The organism is Sandarakinorhabdus sp. (genome assembly GCF_032115815.1).
Lineage (GTDB): Bacteria > Pseudomonadota > Alphaproteobacteria > Sphingomonadales > Sphingomonadaceae > Sandarakinorhabdus.
The window spans coordinates 45,303-68,458 of record NZ_JAUMBI010000051.1 but is presented as its reverse complement, the minus strand read 5'-3'; the positions used below and the strand labels follow the sequence as shown (position 1 = coordinate 68,458).

Sequence of the window (23,156 nt, the reverse complement as noted above, 5' to 3'; positions counted from 1 at the left end):
CGCCTTTTCCAAGCGCGGGCTGATCGCCGAACACGGCATCTCGTGGTTGTTGCCGCGCCTGATCGGTTTTGCCGCGGCGGCTGATCTGCTGTTTTCATCGCGCAAGGTCGATGCCGCCGAGGCGCTTTCGCTGGGGTTGGTGACGCGCGTTTTCCCGGCGGCCGAGTTCGAAGCCGGGGTGATGGCCTATGCGAAGATGCTGGCCAACGACGTGTCACCCCGCTCGCTGCGCGAAATGAAGCGCGAATTGTGGAACGCCCAGTTTGAATCGCTGGGCGAAGCCATTGCCGCTGCCGATGCCGACATGGCCGGCAGCTTTGCATCGGAGGATTTCAAGGAAGGCGTCGCGCATTTCCTCGAAAAGCGGCCGGCGCGCTTCACCGGCCGCTGATCCCGCGCCGGCCTGCCTGGCTGGGCTGGACGGCGATGCTGGCAGCGGCCATGCTCCCGCCAATGGGGCGGGGGCAGCCGACATGACAACAGGAACGTCTGCGGCATCGGCTGAGGGCTTGGCGCTTGGCCTGCCCGAACGGGTGATGAGGAAGGCGCAGCTGCGGCTGCTGCCCTTGCTGTTCTTCGCCTACATGATCGCCATCATCGATCGCGCCAACATCAGCTTTGCCGCCCAGACGATGAACGCCGATCTCGGCTTTTCGGCCAGCGTGTTCGGCTTTGCCGGCGGCATCTTCTTCGTCAGCTATGCCCTGCTCGAAGTGCCATCGAACATGCTGATGATGCGCTTTGGCACCCGCCTGTGGGTGACGCGGATCATGATCAGCTGGGGCGTGATTTCCGCAGCCCAAATGTTCGTGACGACGCCGATGCAGTTTTACGCATTGCGCTTCCTGCTCGGCGCCGCCGAAGCCGGCTTCTTCCCGGCCATCCTGTTTTACGCCAGCCTATGGTTTCCGGCGCAGTGGCGCGGCCGGGTCATCAGCCGCTTTTACGTGGCCCAACCGGTAACGCAGATCGTCATGGGCCTGATTTCGGGGCCGATCCTGAGCCTTGAAGGCCTGTCGGGCCTGCACGGCTGGCAATGGCTGTTCCTGCTGGAAGCCTGCCCGGCCATCGCGATGGGTTTCACCATCTGGCGCTATCTGCCGGATGCGCCGGACCGCGTGCACTGGCTGGCGCCGGACGAACGCCGCTGGCTGACCGGCGCGCTGGCCGCTGAAGCCAGCACCAGCACCGCGCATGAAAGCGTGTTCAAGGCCATTTCCGACCGCCGGGTGCTGATGTTCGGCATCGTCTGGTTTCTCTGTACCGGCGGCCTCAACGCCTATCTGGTGACGATGCAGCTGATCCTGGCCGAAAAGACCGGCTTTTCTACCAGCAGCGTCGGGCAGTTGACGGCGGTGTGCGGCGGCGTGGGCGTCGTCATGTTGCTCGGCCTCTCCGCACGTAGCGACCGGCGGCAGGAACGCTTCTGGCATGTCATGCTGCCTTGGTTGGTGGGCGCCGGCGCCTTCTTCGCGCTTGCCGTGTCAGACCTGCCGGTGGTGGCCATCATTGCCGCCCTGCTGATCGGCGCGACAATCCTGCCGGTGCATTCGATATTCTACGCTGCGCTGACCGAAGGCCTGCACGAACGCCACCGCGCGGTCAGCATCGCCGCGGTCAACACCTTCGGCCAGTTCGGCAGCTTCATGGCCACCAGCGGCTTCGGCGTCGCCCGCGATGCCACCGGCAGCTATGGCGCCGGCCTCGCCGCCATCGCGGCAGGCGCTGTGGTGAGCGTTGTCCTGTTGAACATCCTGCGCCAGCAAAGCGCGGCAGCAGCGACGCGGGAATGAGGACAATCGGCGGCTGTTGCCTTCTGCCGGTGAAGGCATAAGCTGAGCTCCAGCTCCCAAGGGGCGGCGTGTCGCGCAGCGTGCATCCAACATCATCCGGGGGACGATAAGATGACAGCAGCAATCCGCGTGGCCGTACCGCTCCTTGCCGGCCTGATGGCCCTGGCCGCAACCGCCCAACCCGCCGCGGACGCCGTGCCGAATGTCGTCCCCGCCGCCAAGCCGGGTCTGGCGGTTCCGCCGGAAGGCTGGGCCTATCTGCCCGAACTCGCGGTCCTCGGCCCGGCCGATATCTATCGCATCGTGCCGCGCCAGAAGGGCGAAGGCGGGCCGAAAACGCGGATGCATGTGCACACCAAAAAGAATGCCGGCATCCTCACCCGCGATGTCGATGTGCCGCTGACGGCGACGACGCAGCTCAAATGGCGCTGGAAGATCGACCAGATCCCCTCGAAGCTGCCCGAGACGGCGGCGGCCAACCATGACTATTTCAGCATCGCGGTGAAGTTCGAGAACGGCAAGGATCTCACCTACATGTGGAGCTCCAGCCTGGACAAGGAGTTCGGCTTCGATTGCCCGCTGCCCGGCTGGACGGGGCGCGAATATCATGTCGTCGTCCGTTCCGGCGGCGGCGACGTCGGCAAATGGCTGGCGGAAAGCCGCAATATCGCCGCCGATTACGCCAAACATGTTGGCCCGGAACAGCCCGGCCGCATCGTGCAGGTGTGGTTCATCGCCAACACCATCATCCAGCAGGGCGAGGCCACCGCGCATTTCGGCGACATCGTGCTGAACCCTGGCACGACGGGCAAGCCGCTGGCCGTGTTCTGAGGCCGCGTGACAGCGCCGCTTTGGCCGGCTAATCCACCATCATGACTCACGCCACCTTCCCCGCCGCGCGCCTGCGCCGGACCCGCATGACCGCCTGGAGCCGCGATCTGCATCGCGAAACCAGCCTGTCCCCGGCCAATCTGATCTGGCCGCTGTTCCCCACCGAGGGGCATGATGTGGAAACGCCGGTGGGCACCATGCCGGGCGTGTCGCGCCTGTCGGTGGATCGGCTGGCCAAGGCCGCAAAGGAAGCGGCGAGCCTGGGCATTCCGGCCGTCGCGCTGTTTCCGCACACCTCGGCCGATCGGCGCACTGAGGATGCCAAGGAAGCGCTCAACCCGGATAATCTGATCTGCCGCGCCATCCGCGCCATCAAGGATGCGGCGCCCGAAATCGGTGTGCTCACCGATGTGGCGCTCGATCTCTACACCAGCCACGGCCACGATGGGCTGCTGTCTGACGCCGGCGAGATATTGAACGACGCCACGGTGGATATGCTGGTTGGCCAGTCGCTGAACCAGGCCCGCGCCGGCTGCGATATCATCGCCCCGTCAGACATGATGGATGGCCGCGTCGCAGCCATTCGCACCGGCCTGGAGGCAGACGGGTTCCACAACACGCAGATCATGGCCTATTCGGCCAAATATGCCTCGGCCTTCTATGGCCCCTATCGCGATGCTGTGGGCAGCGGCGGCGTGCTGAAGGGCGACAAGAAAACCTATCAGATGGACCCGGCCAATGCCCGCGAGGCACTGCGCGAAGTGGCGCTGGACATCGCGGAAGGGGCGGATTCTGTGATGGTGAAGCCGGGGATGCCGTACCTGGACATCATCCGCGCCATCCGCGACGCCTTCGATGTGCCGGTGTTCGCCTATCAGGTGAGCGGCGAATACGCGATGCTGGAAGCCGCGATTGCCGCGGGCGTGCTCGATCGCAACAAGGGCGTGCTGGAAGCCTTGATGAGCTTCCGCCGCGCGGGCTGCAACGGCGTGCTGACCTATCACGCGCCGCTGGCTGCGCGACTGCTGGGGGCGTGATGGGCGAACACTTGCGCATCGCGGTATTGGGGGCTTCGGGCTATACCGGGGCCGAACTCGTACGACTGGCGCTGACCCACCCGATGATCGAGATCGCCGCGCTCGCCGCCAATGCCAAGGCTGGGCAGACGATGGCGCAGATCTGGCCGCACTTCGCGATGTACCCGGCGTTGCCCATGCTGGTGAAGGCCGATGCGATTGATTTCAGTGCGATCGATGCGGTGTTCGGTTGCCTGCCGCATGCCGCCTCGGCGGAGCTGCTGTCCACCATCACCGGGCCGCGCATCATCGATCTTTCGGCAGATTTCCGGCTGAAGGATGCTGCCACCTATGCGCACTGGTATGGCGGCGCGCACCCGGCGCCGACGCTGCTGCCAGAGGCCGTCTATGGCCTGACCGAATTTGCCCGCGAGGCACTGCCCGGCGCGCGGATCGCCGCCTGCCCCGGCTGTTATCCCACCGCCGTGCTGCTGGCACTGCTGCCGCTGGTCGCGGCGCACGCAATTGGTGGGGACAATATCACCGTCAACGCGCTTTCGGGTGTGTCGGGCGCGGGTCGTAGCCTGAAGGAAGCGAACCTGTTTGGTGAAGTGGCCGAAGCCGTTCACCCGTATGGCATCGGCCATCACCGCCACATGCCGGAGATGGAGCAGGAATTGTCGCTCCGCGCTGGCCGCCCGGTGACAATCAGCTTCACGCCGCACCTGATCCCGATGAACCGCGGTGAACTGGTCACCTGCATCGTGGAAACACCGCATGGGCCGGATTATCTGCGCGAAGTGCTGGCCGATGCCTACACAGATGAGCCGTTCGTGCATCTGCTGCCCGCCGGCGTGGCCCCGGCCACCCGCATGGTGCGCGGATCGAACCACGTGGTGATCAACGTGTTTGCCGATCGCGTGCCGGGCCGCGCCATTGTCATCGCCGCCATCGACAATCTGGTGAAGGGCTCGTCGGGCCAGGCCATCCAGAATTTCAACCTGATGTTTGGCCTGCCGGAAACCATGGGGCTGGAACAGGCCCCGCTGTTCCCGTGATCGAAACGCCTCGCCTGATCATCCGGCCGTGGCAGGAATCAGACCGGGTGCCCTTTGCCGCCATGGGGGCAGACCCAGAGGTGATGGCGCATTTCCCGGCGCTGCTCAGCCGCGCCGAAAGCGATGCGATGGTGGATCGCATCGGGCTGATGCTGGCCGATCAGGGCTTTGGTTTCTGGGCTGTGGAACGGCGAGACAGCGGCGACTTCATCGGTTTTTGCGGGCTGAACAGGGTCAATTTCTTATGCCCGGTCGCCGGCGAGGTCGAGATTGGCTGGCGGCTGGTGCGCGCAGCATGGGGCCAGGGATTTGCTCGTGAAGCCGCGCAGGTCTGCCTGGATTGGGGCTTCGCGCATGGCCTGACGCGCATCGTCAGCTTCACCGTGCCGGCCAATATGCGCAGTTGGGGGCTGATGGAACGATTGGGGATGCAGCGCCGGGCCGACCTGGATTTCGATCACCCACGCGTGGCCGAAGGCAGCCCATTGAAGCGGCACAGCGTCTACGAGGCGCTTGCATGAGTATTCACCCATTTGGTTTGGAAATGCCGCAGATTGCCGATGACGTGTTCATCGCGCCCGGCGCCCACGTGATTGGCAAGGTGAGCATCGGTGCCGGCAGTTCGATCTGGTTCAACTGCGTCCTGCGCGGCGACGTGGGTCGGATAACGGTGGGGGAGCGGACCAATCTTCAGGATGGCACGATCGTGCACGTCACCGGCGGCCGGTTCGATACCCACATCGGTAGTGACGTGCTGATCGGTCACGCCTGCATCATTCATGGCTGCCGGATCGAGAATCACGCCTTCGTTGGCATGGGGGCAGTCGTGCTGGATGGGGCGGTGGTGGAAGGCGACGCCATGCTGGCCGCCGGCGCACTGCTGACACCGGGCAAGGTGGTCAAGAGCGGCGAATTGTGGGCCGGGCGGCCGGCGAAGTTCCTGCGCAGCCTGACGGCGGCCGAGATTGCCGGCAATCGGGCCGGGGCGGCCGGCTATGCCAGGCTGGCGCAGGTCTATCGAACGGGCGGATAAGGCTTATTTGTCAACGCCCTTCACCTTGCCCCACTGGCGAGCGGCGGTGTAGCCAAGATAGCCGGTGCCGAACAGGGCATAGAGCGGTTCGGGCAGGCCATTCAGATAGCGGGTCATGCCGGCAGCGATATCATTGGCCATCTGCGGCTGGACAGCGGCGATCAGGCCCATCGGTATCGACCACATCAGCAGCGCATACATGACATAGAGGAAGCTGGGCCGCGCCCGGCTGGTCCAGGGATCATTGCTGGCGGATTCAGCGACAATGGCGGAAAGCTGGGTGGAAAGCAGCTCGAGCTCCTGGCTGTTCTGCAGCTTCATCAGCTCGATCTTCGCGGCGTCCCGCGCCTTGGGATCGGGAATGATCTTGTCGAGCAAGCCGGCAACCGGGGCAATCAGGGCATTGAGAATGGACATGAGACAAGCCTTTCCGGTGAGATGGAAGGCCTAATTTAACCATATTGGTTCGCGTAGGACAGGTGCCAAGCGCGCCATGACCGCTCCCCGTGAGAGGGGCGCAACCGCTTGACTGAATGTCTGAAGAAAATGGTCGGAGCGACAGGATTCGAACCTGCGACCTCCAGACCCCCAGTCTGATGCGCTACCAGGCTGCGCTACGCTCCGAGCCGAGGCGGGCTTAGGGGCTATTGCCGCCCGATGCAACCCCCTCAGGCGGCGTTCTCGAGCCCATATTGCTTGAGCAGGTCGTAGAGCGTCGGCCGGCTCACCCCCAGGAACTTGGCCGCCGTGCTGACATTGCCATCGGCGCGCAGCATCGCCCGACGAATGGCCTGACGATCGGCATTCTCGCGCGCGACCTTCAATGTAAGGGCGGCTTCGTCGCTGCTGTTGACCAGATCGAGATCGGCTGCGGTAAGGCGGCTGCCTTCGGCCATGATCACGGCGCGCTTCATGCGGTTTTCCAGTTCGCGCACATTGCCCGGCCATGGCCAATCGGAGATGGCGGCGATTGCATCAGGGGTAAGACCCTTGAAATCCCGTCCATTTTCACGCGCAAAGCGGGTAAGGAAATACTGCGCCAGCAGCACGGCATCACCGGGCCGTTCCTTCAGCCCGGGGATGCGCACAACGATTTCGGCAAGGCGGTAGAACAGATCTTCACGGAAGCGCCCTTCGGCGATCATCGCGTCCAGATCCTGGTGGGTGGCGCACACGATGCGCACATCAACCGGGATGGTCTTGCGGCCGCCCACCCGTTCAATCACGCGTTCCTGCAGGAAGCGCAGCAGTTTCACCTGCAGCGGCAGTGGAATATCCCCCACTTCATCCAGGAACAGCGTCCCGCCTTCGGCCATCTCGATCTTGCCGGGCTGGGTTTTCACGGCGCCGGTGAAGGCGCCTTTTTCATAACCGAACAATTCCGATTCCAGCAGATTCTCCGGAATGGCGGCGCAATTGATCGCCACGAATGCCTCGCCTGCCCGTGCCGAGGCGTTGTGCAGCCCCTTGGCCAGCAGTTCCTTGCCAGTACCCGATGCGCCCAGCAGCATCACCGAGACATTGGCCGTGGCAACGCGCTCCACCATGCGGGCCACCTTGATCATCTCGGGCGCAGCCGTGACGATGCCACCCAGCACCCTGTCACCCGTGTTGCCGGCTTCGGCGAGACGACGGTTTTCCGCTTCCAGTTCCGCCACATGATAGGCACGGCGCACGATCAGGCCGAGTTCATCAATGTCGACCGGCTTGTGATAGAAATCGAAGGCGCCCATGGCGATGGCGCGCCGCGCGCTTTCGCGGGCGCCGTGACCGGAAGCGACGATCACCTTGGTGTTGGGGCGCGTGGCCAGGATGATTTCCAGCGTGGCAAAGCCTTCCGACACGCCATCGGGATCGGGCGGCAGGCCCAGATCCAGCGTCACCACCGCCGGCTGATGCGTCCGCAACGCCTCCAGCGCGGCCTCACGGTCACCGGCCAGGATCACCTCCTGGTCCTCGTAACTCCACTTCAACTGGCGCTGCAGGCCGGCATCATCTTCCACCACCAGCAGTTTTGGCTTTTCACTCACGCCTGTCCCCCTTGCACCATCAGCGCGGGATCGCCGCCTGCGCCCCCGCCTGCGCCCCCACCTGCTCCATTGCCAGCAAGCGGCAGGGTGATGGTGAAGCTTGTGCCTTCGCCTTCACGGCTGGCCACGTCAAGCCGTCCGCCGTGGGCGCGGGCAATCTCCCGCGCTTCATAGGCGCCGATGCCAAAGCCGCCGGCCTTTGTCGAGGTGAACGGCTGGAACAGTTCCTGCCTGATGAATCGGGCCGACATGCCGTGGCCGCGATCGGCAAGGGCGACAACCAGTTCGGTGCCCGCCACCGCCACGTCGAAGCGGATCGGCGCGCCGGCCGGGGAGGCATCGATGGCATTTTGCAGCAGATGCGCGAACATCTGTTCCAACCGCGTGGCATCGCCGGAGACCATTGCGCGATCAGCCTTGTCGTCCAGTTGCAGGGTAAGGGCGGGCCAGACGCCAGCCCGCGACTTCACCAGCAGGCCAAGCAGACTGGCGATAGGCACTGGTGCATCGGCGGCCGGCAAACCCGTGGCGCGCTGCGACAGCCACGACAACAGGGCGTTCATCTTGCCCACCGATTCCTTCAGGGTTGTCACCATGTCGGCACGGAATTCCGGGTTGTCGGCGTGGCGTTCGGCATTGCGGGCCAGCAGGCTGAGCTGGCTGACCAGATTCTTGATATCGTGCAGGATGAAGGCAAAACGGCGGTTGAACTCCTCGAACCGGCGCGCTTCATCGAGGGCGGACTGGCCACGGCTTTCGGCGACATAGCTGCCAACCTGCCGGCCCAGTGTTTTGAGCAATTCCTCGTCTTCCCAGCCCAGCCGGCGCGGCACCAGGCTGCGGCCGATCAACAGCACACCGGCCAGCGCATCGCGGTTGAAGGCCGGCAGCACCAGCCAATAGCGCCGGTCCGCCGCCAGCCAGGCCGGAAGCTCTGGCGCATCGGGCAGTTCACGATCGCGCACCATTTCAAGATCGAGCAGCCGATCCTGCCGCAGCCAGTCCACCAACGGACTGTCCATGACCAGCGATTCAGGTGGGCGGTCGGCCATCTGCCAGGTGGCACCCGGGTTCAGGCGATCATCATCGGGCACCAGCAGCCAGCCGCCGCGCGCTTCCAGCACGCTGGCCACGGCCTGCACCACGCGTTCGGGCAACCCTTGCGCATCGCCCGGCGCCGAAACCGTGGCGATGAAGCGCAGCCACTCGTTGCGGTAGTCATAGCGGTAGCGATAGAAATTGCGCGCGATCGCGACCCGCAGCCAGGCCCGGAACCGATCCGAAACCAGGATCACCGCGGCCAGCATGATGGTGGCAAACATGAAGCTGACCTGCAGCAGCGTGCCCCAATTGCCGCCCACCAGCTTCAGCGCATAGGCCAGCAGCGACATGGCGATCAGGTAGAAACCAACGCCGGAGAAGGCGACGGTCTGGAAGGCAACGTTGCGCGATACCCGCGCGCCGCGCACCCAGGCGTCGCGCGTGGCAAACAGGAACAGCAGCACCAGCAGCGCATTCACGGCACCGCGGATATTGAAGAGATCGACCGAGGCGGGCGGCAGCAGGAAGGCCAGCGTGTAAAAATTCAGGTCATAGAGGAACAGGCCAGCCAAGCCGATGGCGAGCAGGCGGATGCCGGACAGCTGGCCACCCCGTGACGCGATGTAGAGATTGTGGCTGAGCACCAGACCGGTAACCGACGCCGCAATGCGGATCACCAGGAACAGGCTGGCCACCACATCGCCTTCACCCACAAGGGCGCTTTGCCCGGCGCCCGCAACATCGATGACGAACTGCAGGGTGAGGACGAAGCCGAGAATGCCGCCAACCCAGAAGGCCGAGCGACCCTCGCCCTCGCCGCCCAGCCATGATGGCCGCAGCAGATAGAGCAGGACGCCGATCCAGGCCCCCACCTTCAGGGTTTGCAGCCGCGAGATCCAGGGTTGCAGGCCGGGATCAATCAGCATGGTCGCAGCGAATGTACCCGCCCACAGCGCGGTTACCAACGCGGCGCCAGCCAGCAACAGATTGATGCCGCGGCGCTGCTTGGTGAGGGCGGCGAAAAACAGACCAACATAGGCGATCAACGCCAGCAAATGGCTGAGCAGGCCGACTTCGGTGAGCGCGATCACGCCGGCCCTCCGTGCGAACTGGTCTGAACTCCTGTCACGATCTGCCCCCGCACACGACTGGCCGCAGCCTATCGCCATGCGCGCCAAAGCGCCACCCCGTCCACGACGGCTGATCACTGTGATAGTGGTGATCATCTATCTTGTAATAAGCATGTATGCTATTTTCGAACCATGAACTCACTTGCCGCCACAGTGGAGCCGATCATCGCTCCCTTTGCCGCGCCCGATACGATCGGCGTGCTGGTTTCCGATGTGACTCGCCTGCTGCGCCGCCGGTTTGATGCCCAGGCGCGCTCCATCGGCGTTTCCCGCGCGCAGTGGCGGGTGCTGATTGCACTGGCCCGGGCAGAAGGCATCAACCAGGTTGGATTGGCCGAACATCTTGATGTGGAAACCATCACCGTTGGCCGCATGGTCGATCGGCTGGAAGACGCCGGGCTGGTGGAACGCCGGGCCGATCCCGCCGATCGCCGGGCCTGGCGGCTGTTCCTCACACCGCGGGCGCATCCGATCCTGAATGAACTGCAGGCGGTGGCGGTGGGTGTCCGCGCCGAAATGCTGGCCGGGTTGAGCGCCGATGAGGAAGCGGCCCTGCAGGGGCTGCTGCTGCGCCTGCGCGGTAATCTGGACATGCGCGAAGGATCGGCGACATGAACCAGCGCATCGATCCGCCGGTAGCGAGCACCACGTCTCCCTCTCGCTGGCGCAACCGCGTGGCCATGCTGTCCGTGCCGCTGCTGGTTGTGGCGGCCGGGCTGTGGCTGTGGTTTTCAGGACTGGGCCAGGTGACGACCGACAACGCCTATGTGCGGGTCGACAAGCTGGCGATTTCCAGTGACGTCACCAGCCGGGTGCGGCGGGTGTTCGTGGCCGAAAACCAGCCGGTGAAGCGCGGCCAGGTGGTGATCGAGCTGGTCGACACCCCGTTCCGCATCGCGCTGGCCCAGGCCGAAGCCCGGTTGGCCGATGCGCGCCGCCAGGTGCGCGGTCTGCGCAACGATACCGGTGGCAGCGCCGCCGATGTGGCGGCCAAGCGCGAGGCGCTGGATTTTGCTCTCACCGAAATGGAACGCCAGCAGACCTTGCTCGACCGCGGCTTTGCCACCCGCGCCCGGTTGCAGCAGGCACAATATGCCGTGGCCAATGCCCGCGCCGAACTGAACCGCGCCCTTTCTGACGACGCAGCCGCCCGCACCGCCGCCAATGGCGTGCAGGACGTGGAGCAGCACCCACTGGTGATGACGGCGGCTGCCGTGCGCGACAAGGCGGCGTTCGAGCTGGCGCGGACCAAGCTGATCTCGCCGGCCAATGGTATCGCCACCCAGACCAGCCGGGTGCTGCCGGGCCAGGTGATGGTGCAGGGCGTCGCCGCCTTCAGCGTGATGGTGACCGACAGCGCCTATGTCGAAGCCAATTTCAAGGAAACCGAGCTGCAGGACATGCGCGTGGGCCAGCATGCCGAGGTGCTGCTGGATGCCTTCCCCGATCACGTGCTGCGCGGCCATGTGGACTCAATCGGGGTGGGCACCGGCAGCGAATTTTCGGTGCTGCCGGCACAGAATGCCACCGGCAACTGGGTGAAGGTGGTGCAGCGCGTCCCGGTGCGCATCAAGCTGGATGGCAAGCCACCAGTGCCATTGATTGCCGGCCTTTCGGCTGAAGTGAAGGTGATCACCAAGTGAGCAGCGCTGCCCCGGTTGCGGCGCCTGCATCCGGAGCCTCGCCGGTCACCGTCACCCTGGTGGTGATGCTGGGCAGCTTCATGACCATCCTCGATTCCACCATCGCCAACGTGGCGCTGCCGCACATGCAGCCCAGCCTGAACGCCGCGGCCGACAGCATCACCTGGGTGCTGACCAGCTATATCGTCGCCACCGCCATTGCCACGCCGCTCACCGGCTGGCTTTCGGCGCGCATCGGTCGGCGCATCCTATTCCTGTGGAGTGTCGCGGCCTTCACCGCCGCCTCGGTGCTGTGCGGCATTGCCAGCAGCCTGGAAGAGATGGTGCTGTTCCGCATGATCCAGGGCGCCGCCGGTGCCTTCATCGCGCCGCTGGGCCAGGCCTATCTTCTGGATGTGTGGCCGCCCGAAAAACACGGGCCGGCCATGGCCTGGTGGGGGGTTGGCATCATGGTCGGGCCGATCCTGGGCCCGGTGATCGGCGGCTGGCTCACCGACAGTTTCGATTGGCGCTGGGTGTTCCTGATCAACCTGCCGTTCGGCATCATGTGCCTGACCTGGGCGGCGGCCATCTTGCCGGAACCGCAGCTCGAACAACGGCGCTTCGACATGACCGGCTTTGCCCTGCTCGCCGTGGGCATGGCGGCGCTGCAACTCGGCCTTGATCGCGGCCAGCAGCTGGACTGGCTGGAAAGCTGGGAAGTGCGGGCCGAATTCGGCATCGCCATCGCCGGCCTGTGGGCCTTTGGCGTGCACGCGCTGGCCACGCCGGGCGGCATCATTGATCGCGAACTGCTCACCGATCGCAACGCGCTCACCGGCATGGTTTTCATCACGCTGGTGGGCTTCCTGCTGGTCGCCACCACCGCGCTGCTGCCAACAATGCTGCAAACGCTGTATGGCTATCCGGTGGTATCGGCTGGCGCGCTGATGATGCCGCGCGGCATCGGCATGATGATGGCGATGATGGCAGCCGGGCAACTGGTCGGGCGCGGCGTTGATCCGCGGCTGATGCTGACGGCCGGCTTCACCATCACGGGTGCCGCCTTGTGGGGCATGAGCCTGTTTTCCCCGTCTCAGGGCGCACAGCCGTTCGTGATCACCGGGTTTTTCCAGGGCGCCGGCTTGGGTCTGATCTTTGTGCCATTGAACACGATGGCCTTTGCCAGCCTGCCGATGCGTCTGCGAGCCGATGCCTCGGCCATCTACATGCTGCTGCGGAACATCGGCGGTTCGATCGGGATCAGCCTGGCGGTCGCCCTGCTGGAACGCCAGACCCAGACCGCGCACGCCGATCTGGGCGGCGGCATCACTCCGTTCAACCTGCCCTGGGCCGATCCGGCCACCCTGGCGGCAGCCGGTGCCGGCAGCGTGGTCGCCATGCTGGATGGCGCGGTGAACAAGCAGGCATTGATGATTGCCTATATCGATGTCTATCGGGCCATGGCATTCATGGCCTTTGCCATGCTGCCACTACTGCTGGTGTTGCGCCGGCCGCAGCGGCCCGCATCAAAGGCCGACGTGGTGCATCTGCCCGAGTGACCACTCAGACTGGCGGCGGCGTGAGCCCCACCAGTTTCATCACCACCACTTGGCTTTGCATCACCACCAGCCACCACAGGCAGGCCCGGCCAATGCGGCCCCAACGCTGCCCGGCCATCAGCAGCGATGTGGCCAGCGCCGGCACCACAAAGCCCACCCAGATCACCCAGGCGGTGGCGATGGCCATCACCCACGGCGGGGCACGCGGCGGTGCCAGGATCAGCGCGCCGGCCAATATGGCGCACAGCCAGGCCGTGGCCAACAGCGCCACCAGCCAGCCGGCAATACCCTTGGGCCGATCGACGAACTGGGCAATCAGCAGGCCCAGCAGGGTGGCCAGCGCAATCGGGATGGCGTTGATAACGATATAGATCATTGCGCCAGCTTGCCGGCTTTCGCGCCCCATGCAAGGGAAAGCCGGCTATCGGAGGACTGAGAATGAGCGATTTGCCCCCCCTGCTTTTGGGCCGATTGAACCATGTCGGCATCGCCTGCGTTTCGATTGATGATGCCGTGGCCATGTATGGCCGCTTGTTCGGCGCGACCGTTTCGCGGGCCGCATTCGATCTGCCGGCGCAAGGCGTGCGCGTCGCCTTCATCGATGTCGCCAACAGCCAGCTGGAGCTGATCGAACCGCTAGGCGACGACAGTCCCATCCACGGCTTCCTGAAGAAGAACCCCAATGGCGGGCAGCATCATGTGTGTTTCGAGGTGAAGGACATCATTGCCGCGCGCGATGCGATGCGGGCGCGCGGCGCGACCGTGCTGGGCACCGGCGAGCCGCGCATGGGCGCCCACGGCGTGCCGGTGATCTTTGTCCACCCGCGCGATACCGGCGGGGTGCTGGTGGAGTTGATGCAGGAACCGCCGGAAGGCCATCACTGACAAGGAAAAGGCCGGAGCATTGCTCCGGCCTTTCCAGTCGCGGGTTGTGGGGCAGCCAGAGCCGCCTCGCATCAATCCTTCTTGCGGCCGCTCAGCAGCCAGCCAACCACGAAGCCCAGCGCAATGCCGGCACCCAGCGCGGCGAGCGGCTGTTCCTGCACCGTGGTGCGCACCTTGGCGGTGCCTTCTTCGGCAACCTTCTGGGCGCGTTCCTTGACTTCGCGTGCCTTTTCCGGGGCAGCGTCGGCCAGTTCACGTGCCTTGGCGGCGGCCTTGTCATAGGCGGCGTTGGCGGCATCCTTGGCCTTGCCGATCGCCTTGTCGGCCTCGGCCTTCAGACGATCCATCTTGCTGGCAGCGGTTTCGGCCAAATCATGCGCGGAATCGGAGGCGGTGGTGACGATGTCGTTGATGTCTTCAGCCATGATCGGGGCTCCTTCTGGATGACTCGGGAAATGTGTGCTGCCTGAAGGTAATGCGCGCGCTGCCCGATTTAAAGTCCGTATTATCCCCCTCAATCACTCATCGGTCGTGACCCGGCCACGGCCTGCCTTGACGCCAGACCGCGTGGCCTTCGCCACCAGCCGGCGCTGTTTGGATCCCAGCGTGGGCCGGGTGAGGCGGCGGAACACCGGGCGCACGCAGGCCTGTTCCACCATTTCGGCCAGGCGGGCGCGGGCATCATCACGGTTGCGCGGCTGATCGCGAAAACGATTGGCGGTGATGACGATCACGCCATCACCCGTGGCCTTGCGGCCAGCGATGCGCAGCAGGCGCTGCTTCACCGGTTCGGTCAGGCTGGGAGAGTTCACCACGTCAAAGCGCAGCTGCACCGCCGAGGAGACCTTGTTGACGTTCTGGCCGCCCGGCCCGCTGGCGCGGACGAACGATTCTTCCAGTTCGTCTTCGGGGATGGAAACGGCCATGCTGCGCTTTACCGAATCAGCAGAGGCAATTCCATGATCATCGTTCACCATCTGAACAACAGCCGTTCGCAGCGCATCCTGTGGCTGCTGGAAGAACTGGGCACCCCCTACGAGATCAGGCATTACAACCGCGATGCCGTGACCAATCTGGCGCCGCCGGAACTGAAGGCCGTGCATCCGCTGGGCAAGAGCCCGGTGATTGAAGCCGATGGCAAGATCATCTTTGAAAGCGGCGCCATCACCGACTGGATCATACGCAAACACGGGCAAGGCCGCTTCATGCCGGCGCCGGGGACGGCGGCTCATGAGGATTATCTGATGTGGCTGCATTTCGCCGAAGGTTCGGCGATGACGCCGTTTCTGCTGGCGCTCTACACGGCCCGGTTGGGCGAAGCCGCCGCGCCGCTGACGCCGCGCATCCAGGAACAGATTGGCGCGCACGTTGCCTATTTCAGCCAGTGCCTGGGGGAAAACGACTGGCTGGTGAACAATGAGCTCAGTGGTGCGGACATCATGATGAGCTTCATCGCCGAAATCGCCACCATGCAGGGCCTGGGTGCGCATTTCCCCAACGTGGCAGCCTATGCCAAGCGGCTGCAATCACGCCCGGCGTGGATCAAGGCCGCCGAGCAGACGGAGCCCTATAATTTCCGCATTGCTGGCTGACGCGTCGCCAGCAGATTGAGCGCCAGGCCGCCGATGATCAGCGCGGCGGCCAGCAGCTTCCACGACGGCAGCGGTTCACCAAGGAAAAGCGCGGTGGAGGCCATGCCGAACACCGGCACCAGCAGCGACGTGGGCGCGACGCTGGTGGCGGGATAGCGCGCCAGCAGCCATCCCCAGGCGCCATAGCCGAACAGCGTGTTGCCCACCGCCTGCCATGCCACCGCCGCCCAGATGGCGGGCGTGGTAGCCTGCAGGGCGGTCTCGATTGCCGGCCAGCCTTCGAACCACAGTGCCAGCCCGGCCAGCGGCGGCACCGCGAACAGCGATGACCAGGTGATGAAGCCCAGCATGTCCACCTTGCCGGCGGCGCGCTGGGCCATGTTGCCCAGGCTCCAGCCAAAGGCAGCGCCCAGCACGAGCGCGATGCCCACGATGGTGACCTCACCGCCGGTGTGGCCGGCTATCACCGCGACGCCGCCAATCGCCAGTGCCAGCGCGCCATATTGCAGTGGTTTCAGCCGTTCGCCGCTGGTCATCATGGCCATGGCGATGGTGAAGACGACCTGGCTCTGCACAATCAGGCTGGCGAGGCCGGCGGCGATATAGCCGTTAATTGCGATGAACAGCAGGCCGAACTGGCCGACGCCGATGGCGACGCCATAGCCGGCGAGGATGCGCCACGAAACGGCAGGCCGGCGCACGAAGAAGATAAGCGGGAACACCACCGCGGCAAAGCGCAGGGTGGCAAACAGCAAGGGCGGCAGGCTGTGCAGCGTGGCGCCGATGATGGCGAAATTGCTGCCCCACACCATCACCACCGCCAGCGCCAGCAGCAGGGCGCGGGGGCTGAGCGCGGTGCTGCTCATCGCGGTTTGGCGAGGAGGTGATAGGCCGCCGCCGCCACCAGCAGTGCCACGGCCACATTGGCCGCCAGCGGCCGCGCCGTGCCATCATACATGGCCGCGGCCAGCGCCGATGCGGCAGCTCCCATACCGAAGTTGATGCCGCCCATCAGGCCGGAAATCGCCCCGGCCCGCAGCGGATCGACATTCAGCGCCCCGGCCGAAGCATTGGCGGCAATGAGCCCGTTCGAGGAAAGCGCAACAAACACCAGCGGCAGAAACACCATGAGCGGCGCATCGGCCTGCGCTGCCAGCCATAGCGCCACCCCGGCCACGGCAGCGCCAATCGTGGCCCAGGCCAATATGGCATCGGGTGACCGCCGACGCAGCAGCGCACGGTTGATCTGGCTTGATCCCACCACGCCCACGGCGATCACGGCGAACACCAGCCCGAACTGGCTTTCGGAAAAGCCCCACACATTCACCACCAGATCGGGCGAGGCAGCGATATAGCTGAACAGGGTGGCGCCATTGGCCGCGCCAACCAGCAGATAGCCGATCAACCGCCGATGCTGCAGCAGCCTGGCATAGGCGGCCAGCACATTGTGCCCGCGCGCGGCAGCGGCTGTGGCTTCGGAACGGCTTTCGTCGAGCCGCCAGGCGACAGCGGCGGAAATGGCGAAACCAATGCCGACAAAGACATAGAACACCGCATGCCAGCCGGCAGCAGCCGCAATCCAGCCGCCCACCGTGGGTGCCAGCAAGGGCGCAATCGCGAGCACCAGCATCAACAGGCTGAAAATGCGGGCGGAATCGCGGTGGTCATACCGATCACGCACAATGGCGCGACAGGTGACCATGCCGGCACAGCAGCCAAGCGCCTGGAAGAAGCGCCCGATCACAAGCGCTTCGATGTTCGGTGCCAGCGCACAGGCAACGCTGGCGAGCACGTAGACGGCACAGCCGATCAGGATGGTCGGCCGCCGCCCGATCCGGTCTGACAACGGGCCGAAGAACAATTGCCCGAGCGCCATACCGACGAAGAAGGTGGACAGCGTAAGCTGCACCGCCGCCGCCGATGTACCGTAATCGCGGGCGATGGCCGGCAAGGTGGGCAGATAGAGATCGATTGTCACCGCGCCAAAAGCGGTCAGCGATCCCAGCAGCAGGATTTCACCCAGACTGGGCTGGCGGGAGGCAGGGGGCGCATGCACGCGCCGGGCTTTAGGGGGTGCGGGCCATCCGGTCGAGGGGAAGTTCACCCGGCCTTGCAGCCGCGCCAGTGCGCCGCAAGTGTTTGCGTCCACGCCTCTGCCCCGTTATCAATGCCGGCAAGGCGCAGCCGGAAATCGCGGTATCCGTCATGGTTGGGAATGGGCAACCGCGCTTCGATTATGTGGCCGGCGGCGGCGTCTATCATCAACGTGCCCGCCTTGCCGCCTAGCGCCGGGCCTTCGAGGCGGGACAGCAGCGCAGGCCGGCCCATCCACTGCGTATCGGCCAGGAACCGGCCGTCCAGCGCGCCAAGGTCAGCCAGCGTTGGCCCCTGCGGCCCGATCAGCAACAACGGCAGCCCGATGCGGAAATCGGCGCGCCGGTCCTGCCGGTTGGCGAGCCAGAGGGTCAGGCTGGCAAAATCGAAATCATAAAGATGCCAAGGCCTGGTGCCGACCGCAGTCGCCAGCCTCAGCTCCCCTTCGGGCAGGGCGGCGCGGGCGGTGATCTGGCCGCTGCCGTCCTCCTTGAACCACGCAAACGCCTGCTGCCGGCCATCACGGCCCAACTGGCCGCCAACGAGCTCGCTGGCCTGGCCGCTGACGGGATCGATCCGCGCCGTCACCAGTGCCGCCCGGGTGCAGCGCGCTCGCGCCTTCATCACGGCCAGCTCGCCGAGCGCCGGCACATGGACATGCACGGCCTCTGCCAGGCTGCCGTCGTCATTGCTGCGGCTATAATGCCAGGTGCGGCCCACCTGTCCTGCGGCGGGCGATGCCAGCAGCAGAAGCAGCACGGCGGCGCGGATCACGCCCTTGCGGCGCCCTCATCGACGGCGTTGATGCTGTTGTGGCGCAGTGCATCGAGCACGCTGCGCACGATGGCGGCAGCGTCCAGCCCGGCTTCGGCATATTGCTTGGCCGGGTTGTCGTGATCCTGATAGAGATCGGGCAGGCGCAGCGTGCGAACCTTGAGGCCGGCATCGGTCAACCCTTCATCGCTGGCCAGCGTCAGCACATGGCTGCCAAAGCCGCCGATGGCGCCTTCCTCGATGGTGATCAGCACGTCGTGCGTGGCCGCCAGCTTGCGGATCAGCGCCATGTCGAGCGGTTTGGCAAAGCGCATGTCGGCCACGGTGGTAGGCAGGCCGCGCGCGTCCAGCGTGTCGGCTGCAGCCAGCGCTTCGGCGAGGCGGGTGCCGAGCGACAGGATGGCGACCTTGCTGCCTTGCCGCACGATGCGACCCTTGCCGATTTCAAGGCGGGTGCGGGTTTCCGGAATGGCAACGCCGGTGCCTTCGCCGCGCGGGTAACGCAGCGCGATCGGGCTGCTGTCATGCAGGGCGGCGGTGTGCACCATATCGGCCAGTTCGGCTTCGTCGCTGGCCGCCATCACCACCATGTTGGGCAGGGTGGAAAGATAGGCGACATCGAACGAACCGGCGTGGGTCGCACCATCGGCACCAACCAGCCCGGCGCGATCGATCGCGAAGCGCACAGGCAGATTCTGCAGCGCCACATCATGCACGACCTGATCATAGGCGCGCTGCAGGAAGGTGGAATAGATGGCGCAGAACGGACGCATGCCCTGCGCGGCAAGGCCGGCGGCGAAGGTCACGGCGTGCTGTTCGGCGATGCCAACGTCGAAGCTGCGGTCCGGGAAGGCCTTGGCAAAGCGGTCAACGCCGGTGCCCGACGGCATCGCAGCGGTGATGGCGACGATGTTGGGATCGCGCTTGGCTTCCTCGATCAGCATGTCGCCGAACACGTTCTGATAGGCCGGCGCCTTGGGCTGCGCCTTGTGCTGGGTGCCCGAAACCACATCGAACTTCACCACGCCATGATATTTGTCAGCACTGGCTTCGGCCGGACCATAGCCCTTGCCCTTTTGCGTGACGACATGGATCAGCATCGGGCCTTCGGCGGCGTCGCGGACATTCTCCAGAACGGGGAGGAGGTGATCGAGATTGTGGCCATCGATCGGGCCGACATAATAAAAGCCCAGTTCTTCAAACAGCGTGCCGCCACCCTGGGCGAACCCGCGGGCATATTCATCGATGCGCGCGGCCGCCTTCTGCAGCGGCGGCGGCAGCACCTTGCCGGAAACCTGCTTCAGATATTCGCGCAGTTCCAGGAACTTGCGACCCGAAAGCAGGCGCGACAGATAGGATGAAAGCGCCCCCACCGGCGGCGCGATCGACATGTCGTTATCGTTCAGGATCACCACCAGCCGGTTGCCGGCTTCGCGGGCATTGTTCATCGCCTCATAGGCCATGCCGGCCGACATGGCGCCGTCGCCGATCACGGCAATGCCCTTGCCCGGCTTGTTCATCATCTTGTTGGCAACGGCAAAACCCAGCGCTGCCGAGATGGAGGTGCTGCTGTGCGCGGCGCCGAACGGATCATACTCGCTCTCGGTGCGCTTGGTGAAGCCGCTGAGGCCGCCGCCCTGGCGCAGGGTGCGAATCCGGTCGCGGCGGCCGGTGATGATCTTGTGCGGATAGGCCTGATGGCCAACGTCCCACACCAATTTGTCGTCCGGCGTGTTGAACACATAGTGGAGCGCCACGGTCAGCTCGACGACGCCAAGGCCGGCACCGAGGTGGCCGCCCGTCACGGAGACGGCATGGATCATTTCCTGCCGCAGTTCATCGGCCAGCTGCCGCAACTGCCCGGGTTCCAGCCGGCGCAGATCCGCCGGAATGTTGACCTGGTCGAGAAGCGGGGTTTCAAGCGTCATGAGAACGGCTCGCAGTGGCTGAATCTTAAGGGATTGCCCTTAGCGATTATGGCAGTGCCTGTCACCCGGACTGTCAGCCCCGTATGACAGATTCGTTGCCGCACCACGGCATGTACCTGATTTCACGCACAATTGGCGCAGATGCCGCGCACTTCGATCACCGGGCGCACCGGGGTGAAGCCGGCGGCCCGAGCGGCCGCCCGCACATCACCCGTGATGCGATCATCATCAACATGAGTCGCCCCGCCGCAGCGGTCACACACCAGGAAAATGCAATCGTGCGGGCAATCGGGGTGGACATTGGCGATAAAGGCGTTGGCGCTTTCGACCCGGCTGGCCACGTTGTTGGCCACGAACAGATCCAGGATGCGATAGACGCTGTTAGCGGCAATGCGGCGACCGCTGGCCGTGGAGACCGCATCGGTCACATCATAGGCCGAAACCGGCCGATCATATCCGGCCAGCGCGGCAAACACGGTTGCGCGCAGCGGCGTCCATTGCTCGCCGGCGCCTTTCAGGCGGGCCTGGGCGGCGGCGGCGAGATCGGCCCGGCTGTGATGCTGGCCATGGCTGTGGTCGGGATGTGCCATGATCTGCATATCGGGCTTTGCGGCCCGCCATGCAATACGGTGGCTGCTTCAAGCGACGCGGAGCGCCTTCATGTTCTGCCAGTGCGCAAACGCCAGGATCGCCACGCCGGCCACCGAGACGAGCATTTCGGCAACGGCGCCATGTTCGACAGCCAGCGAAATCGCCATCACCGCCAGACCGACAACACCCATCATCCCGATGTCGCTGCGGCCATGCCGGCGCCAACCGCGCCAAAGCGCCACGGCCGCCAACGGCATGGCCAGCATCAGGCCGATGAAGTGGACGCGATGATCCAGCCAGTCACCCGTGAGCGCGAACACGGTCAGCAGCACGAACCCGGCCATGCAATGCAGCAGGCAAAGACCCGACAGGCCGATGGCGATTCGATCGAGGAGGCTGCTGGGGGACGGCACGTGATTGGTGTTACATTATTACATCCTTGTCGACAACCCCCCTTGGGCTGGCCAAGCTCCGAACGGCGGGCGCGTTGCCATGCAAACTGCCGGCCGCTAGGACAGCTTTGTTCCCTGATCTGGAGATTGCCCGATGCGCGCCCTTGTTGCCCTGCTGCTTGCCAGCGTTGCCGCCCCGACGCTGGCTGCGCCGGATCTGGCGATGGTGGCGCGGATCACCGATGAAGCCATGAACCGTGGTGAAGTGGTGGAAACCGTCGCCTATCTGACCGACCGGATCGGGCCGCGCATGACCAATTCGCCCGGCATGCGCGTCGCCGAACGCTGGACGCAGGACAAGTTCAAGGGCTGGGGCCTGACCAACGTGCGCACCGAAGGCTTTGATTTCGGACGGGGATGGTCGATCGAGCGGGCCAGCGTCGTGATGCAATCGCCCCGCCAGTTGCGCATGCGCACCCTGCCCGTGGCCTGGACGCCGGGCACGCCGGCTGGCGGCATCACTGCGCCGGTGGTGGTCGCACCGCTGAGCAAGCCGAGCCACTTTGCCGAATGGGCCGGCAAGCTGAAGGGCAAGATCGTCGCCGTCAGCCTCCCGCGCCCACCGGCCGATGCCACCAAGCCGGGCTTTGTGCGGATGGACGACAAGGCGATCGGCGAACTCGATGAGTATCAGCAGCCGGTGACCGCGGCCGACGATGGGGACGGCTGGTTCAAGTTCATCCAGTTCGGCAAGCAGCTCGACGAGTTCCTGGCCAAGGAAGGCGCCGTGGGCTGGGTGCGCATGAGTTACCGCGACAACGGCCTGCTGCATGGCGAGGGCTATCAGCACCGCGACACGCCCAAGCTGCCGGGCCTGGAACTGACGGCCGAGGATTATCGCCGGCTGGCACGGCTGGCCAAGCAGGGCGAGGTGGTGCTGACCATCGATTCGCAGGTGAAGTTCGACGACAGCGATCCCAATGGTTACAACGTGTTGGCCGATATTCCCGGCAGCGACGCCAAGGCGGGTTACGTGATGGCCGGCGCCCACCTTGATAGCTGGGTGGCCGCCGATGGCGCTGCCGACAATGGCGCCGGTTCGGCGGTGGTGATGGAGGCCGCGCGCATCCTGGCGGCGCTGAAGGTGAAGCCGAAACGCACGATCCGCTTTGCGCTGTGGTCGGGTGAGGAACAGGGCCTCTATGGCTCGGCCAACTATATCGAACGCCACTTCGCCAGGCGTCCGGCCAACCCCGATCCGATCAAGGCCCGGCTGAGCTATGATTTCAAGCTGGGCCAGTATCCGATCGAAAAGAAGGCCGATTACAATCTGTTGGCGGCCTATTTCAACATGGATAACGGCGGCGGCAAGTTCCGCGGCATCCATGCCGAAGGCAATTTCGCGGCCGTTCCCATCCTGCAGGAATGGCTGTCGCCCTTTGCCAGCATGGGTGCCAGCACAGTCGTCGCCAGCCCGACCGGCGGCACCGATCATGAATTCATGCAGGCCATCGGCCTGCCCGCGTTCCAGTTCATCCAGGATCCGCTGGATTATGGCACGACCGTGCATCACAGCAGCGTCGACACCTTCGATCACCTGCGCCCGCAAGATCTGCGTCAGGCATCGGTGATCCTGGCCTCATTGCTGTGGGAAGCCGCCAATGCCGACAAGCCGCTTCCGGCCAAGCCGTTGCCAAACAAGCCGAAAATGACTGATCCCTTCCGTTATGAGGATCCCGACAAGAAGGATTGATGCGGCATCAGGTGGGGTTGGCCACGGGCGG

25 protein-coding genes and 1 tRNA gene are annotated in these 23,156 nt (G+C 65.0%); 13 read left to right on the top strand and 13 right to left on the bottom strand.

The genetic code is table 11. The features are described from left to right. The 7 genes from RT662_RS03190 to RT662_RS03160 all read left to right on the top strand — a co-directional run. The coding region (locus RT662_RS03190; RefSeq protein ID WP_313669093.1) for an enoyl-CoA hydratase-related protein at positions 1-391 on the top strand (391 nt) is incomplete at its 5' end. 118 nt (positions 392-509) lie between these two features. After that, the gene (locus RT662_RS03185) at positions 510-1,793 is read left to right on the top strand and encodes an MFS transporter (protein WP_313669091.1); all 1,284 of its coding nucleotides are present in this window, start codon (positions 510-512) and stop codon (positions 1,791-1,793) included. Positions 1,794-1,922: 129 nt separating this feature from the next. Then, positions 1,923-2,624 (top strand): DUF3047 domain-containing protein, encoded by a 702-nt coding sequence (locus tag RT662_RS03180; protein ID WP_313669090.1) that lies wholly within the window; start codon positions 1,923-1,925, stop codon positions 2,622-2,624. Between the two features lie 41 nt (positions 2,625-2,665). Then, positions 2,666-3,661 carry a porphobilinogen synthase gene (gene hemB, locus RT662_RS03175; protein ID WP_313669089.1) on the top strand — a complete coding sequence of 332 codons (996 nt, stop codon included), beginning with the start codon at positions 2,666-2,668 and terminating at the stop codon, positions 3,659-3,661. Next, positions 3,661-4,698, top strand: a complete 1,038-nt coding sequence (gene argC, locus RT662_RS03170) for an N-acetyl-gamma-glutamyl-phosphate reductase (RefSeq protein WP_313669087.1) — start codon at positions 3,661-3,663, stop codon at positions 4,696-4,698. Before hemB ends, argC begins: the two co-directional genes overlap by 1 nt. Then, positions 4,695-5,219, top strand: a complete 525-nt coding sequence (locus RT662_RS03165; RefSeq protein WP_313669085.1) for a GNAT family N-acetyltransferase — start codon at positions 4,695-4,697, stop codon at positions 5,217-5,219. Before argC ends, RT662_RS03165 begins: the two co-directional genes overlap by 4 nt. Next, positions 5,216-5,731, top strand: coding sequence for a gamma carbonic anhydrase family protein (locus RT662_RS03160; RefSeq protein WP_313669083.1), 516 nt, complete (start codon positions 5,216-5,218; stop codon positions 5,729-5,731). The genes RT662_RS03165 and RT662_RS03160 overlap by 4 nt, the downstream gene beginning before the upstream one ends. Positions 5,732-5,734: 3 nt before the next feature. Here RT662_RS03160 and RT662_RS03155 read toward each other — a convergent pair whose 3' ends face one another. The 4 genes from RT662_RS03155 to prsK form a co-directional block, all read right to left on the bottom strand. Beyond that, positions 5,735-6,148, bottom strand: a complete 414-nt coding sequence (locus tag RT662_RS03155) for a holin family protein (protein WP_313669082.1) — start codon at positions 6,146-6,148, stop codon at positions 5,735-5,737. A gap of 130 nt (positions 6,149-6,278) precedes the next feature. After that, positions 6,279-6,355, bottom strand: a tRNA-Pro gene (locus RT662_RS03150). A gap of 44 nt (positions 6,356-6,399) precedes the next feature. Continuing rightward, positions 6,400-7,761, bottom strand: coding sequence for a PEP-CTERM-box response regulator transcription factor (gene prsR / locus RT662_RS03145; protein ID WP_313669080.1), 1,362 nt, complete (start codon positions 7,759-7,761; stop codon positions 6,400-6,402). Continuing rightward, positions 7,758-9,893, bottom strand: a complete 2,136-nt coding sequence (prsK, locus tag RT662_RS03140) for an XrtA/PEP-CTERM system histidine kinase PrsK (RefSeq protein WP_313669079.1) — start codon at positions 9,891-9,893, stop codon at positions 7,758-7,760. Before prsK ends, prsR begins: the two co-directional genes overlap by 4 nt. Positions 9,894-10,064: 171 nt before the next feature. Here prsK and RT662_RS03135 point away from each other — a divergent pair, with 171 nt between their 5' ends. Genes RT662_RS03135 through RT662_RS03125 form a run of 3 tightly spaced genes read left to right on the top strand, consistent with a single transcriptional unit; the run spans position 10,065 to position 13,116 of the window. Next, on the top strand, positions 10,065-10,547 hold the full coding sequence (locus RT662_RS03135; RefSeq protein WP_313669077.1) for a MarR family transcriptional regulator: 483 nt from the start codon (positions 10,065-10,067) through the stop codon (positions 10,545-10,547). After that, the gene (locus tag RT662_RS03130) at positions 10,544-11,575 is read left to right on the top strand and encodes an HlyD family secretion protein (RefSeq protein WP_313669076.1); all 1,032 of its coding nucleotides are present in this window, start codon (positions 10,544-10,546) and stop codon (positions 11,573-11,575) included. Before RT662_RS03135 ends, RT662_RS03130 begins: the two co-directional genes overlap by 4 nt. Then, on the top strand, positions 11,572-13,116 hold the full coding sequence (locus RT662_RS03125; RefSeq protein ID WP_313669075.1) for a DHA2 family efflux MFS transporter permease subunit: 1,545 nt from the start codon (positions 11,572-11,574) through the stop codon (positions 13,114-13,116). Before RT662_RS03130 ends, RT662_RS03125 begins: the two co-directional genes overlap by 4 nt. 4 nt (positions 13,117-13,120) lie before the next feature. On the opposite strand, the gene RT662_RS03120 is transcribed toward RT662_RS03125, so the two are convergent. Continuing rightward, positions 13,121-13,492, bottom strand: a complete 372-nt coding sequence (locus tag RT662_RS03120; RefSeq protein ID WP_313669074.1) for a hypothetical protein — start codon at positions 13,490-13,492, stop codon at positions 13,121-13,123. A gap of 62 nt (positions 13,493-13,554) precedes the next feature. Here RT662_RS03120 and mce point away from each other — a divergent pair, with 62 nt between their 5' ends. Then, positions 13,555-14,001 (top strand): methylmalonyl-CoA epimerase, encoded by a 447-nt coding sequence (gene mce / locus RT662_RS03115; protein ID WP_303781322.1) that lies wholly within the window; start codon positions 13,555-13,557, stop codon positions 13,999-14,001. Between the two features lie 71 nt (positions 14,002-14,072). On the opposite strand, the gene RT662_RS03110 is transcribed toward mce, so the two are convergent. Both RT662_RS03110 and arfB read right to left on the bottom strand, forming a co-directional pair. Further along, positions 14,073-14,426 carry a hypothetical protein gene (locus RT662_RS03110; protein WP_313669069.1) on the bottom strand — a complete coding sequence of 118 codons (354 nt, stop codon included), beginning with the start codon at positions 14,424-14,426 and terminating at the stop codon, positions 14,073-14,075. Between the two features lie 93 nt (positions 14,427-14,519). Continuing rightward, a complete protein-coding gene (gene arfB, locus RT662_RS03105; RefSeq protein ID WP_313669068.1) occupies positions 14,520-14,927 on the bottom strand; it encodes an alternative ribosome rescue aminoacyl-tRNA hydrolase ArfB in 408 nt (135 codons plus the stop codon). Between the two features lie 33 nt (positions 14,928-14,960). Between arfB and RT662_RS03100 the strand changes: the two genes are divergently transcribed. Then, positions 14,961-15,593 carry a glutathione S-transferase family protein gene (locus tag RT662_RS03100; protein WP_313669066.1) on the top strand — a complete coding sequence of 211 codons (633 nt, stop codon included), beginning with the start codon at positions 14,961-14,963 and terminating at the stop codon, positions 15,591-15,593. Here RT662_RS03100 and RT662_RS03095 read toward each other — a convergent pair. The 6 genes from RT662_RS03095 to RT662_RS03070 form a co-directional block, all read right to left on the bottom strand. After that, entirely contained in the window at positions 15,569-16,459 is an 891-nt protein-coding gene (locus RT662_RS03095) for an EamA family transporter (protein ID WP_313669064.1), read from the bottom strand. The genes RT662_RS03100 and RT662_RS03095 overlap by 25 nt on opposite strands. Then, positions 16,456-17,649: a multidrug effflux MFS transporter gene (locus tag RT662_RS03090; RefSeq protein ID WP_313669062.1), complete on the bottom strand. Its 1,194-nt coding sequence runs from the start codon at positions 17,647-17,649 to the stop codon at positions 16,456-16,458. The genes RT662_RS03095 and RT662_RS03090 overlap by 4 nt, the downstream gene beginning before the upstream one ends. Before the next feature lie 44 nt (positions 17,650-17,693). Beyond that, complete coding sequence (locus tag RT662_RS03085; RefSeq protein WP_313669060.1) at positions 17,694-18,461, bottom strand: hypothetical protein; 768 nt, start codon at positions 18,459-18,461, stop codon at positions 17,694-17,696. Beyond that, complete coding sequence (gene dxs, locus RT662_RS03080) at positions 18,458-20,389, bottom strand: 1-deoxy-D-xylulose-5-phosphate synthase (RefSeq protein ID WP_313669058.1); 1,932 nt, start codon at positions 20,387-20,389, stop codon at positions 18,458-18,460. The genes RT662_RS03085 and dxs overlap by 4 nt, the downstream gene beginning before the upstream one ends. A 122-nt stretch (positions 20,390-20,511) precedes the next feature. Beyond that, positions 20,512-20,979, bottom strand: a complete 468-nt coding sequence (locus tag RT662_RS03075; RefSeq protein WP_313669057.1) for a transcriptional repressor — start codon at positions 20,977-20,979, stop codon at positions 20,512-20,514. A gap of 48 nt (positions 20,980-21,027) precedes the next feature. Next, positions 21,028-21,393 carry a MerC domain-containing protein gene (locus RT662_RS03070; protein WP_313669056.1) on the bottom strand — a complete coding sequence of 122 codons (366 nt, stop codon included), beginning with the start codon at positions 21,391-21,393 and terminating at the stop codon, positions 21,028-21,030. Positions 21,394-21,526: 133 nt separating this feature from the next. Here RT662_RS03070 and RT662_RS03065 point away from each other — a divergent pair, with 133 nt between their 5' ends. Continuing rightward, positions 21,527-23,125 (top strand): M20/M25/M40 family metallo-hydrolase, encoded by a 1,599-nt coding sequence (locus RT662_RS03065; protein ID WP_313669054.1) that lies wholly within the window; start codon positions 21,527-21,529, stop codon positions 23,123-23,125. Positions 23,126-23,156 lie beyond the last annotated feature (31 nt).